1 protein-coding gene is annotated in these 276 nt (G+C 58.3%); it reads right to left on the bottom strand.

Going from position 1 to position 276, the window contains the following annotated elements; genetic code table 11:
• Positions 1-276, bottom strand: a 276-nt coding sequence (locus BK665_RS34120) for a hypothetical protein (RefSeq protein ID WP_148053316.1), incomplete at both ends; no start/stop codon positions are given.

The following is a 276-nucleotide window of genomic DNA, read 5'->3' as shown; positions in this document are numbered from 1 at the left end:
TGTAGATGTACCAGCTGTAACTGGCACCACGGGGGCAGCCACGGGGCTCATGGTTCGGCAGATCGTTGCGGGTACGCGGGTAGTCGGTCTGCTGGGTTTCCCAGGTGATCAGGCCGTTCTTGACGTAGATTTTCCACGAGCAGGAGCCGGTGCAGTTCACCCCATGGGTAGAACGCACGATCTTGTCGTACTGCCAGCGCGAACGGTAGACGTTCTCCCAGTCGCGAGACTCTTTGCGGGTCTCTCCATGACCGTCGGAAAACTCGTTTTGCTTAC

The sequence above is a fragment of the Pseudomonas frederiksbergensis genome, from assembly GCF_003732665.1.
Lineage (GTDB): Bacteria > Pseudomonadota > Gammaproteobacteria > Pseudomonadales > Pseudomonadaceae > Aquipseudomonas > Aquipseudomonas frederiksbergensis_G.
Note: the sequence above shows the minus strand (reverse complement) of the source record. Positions and strands in the feature narration are given on the sequence as shown.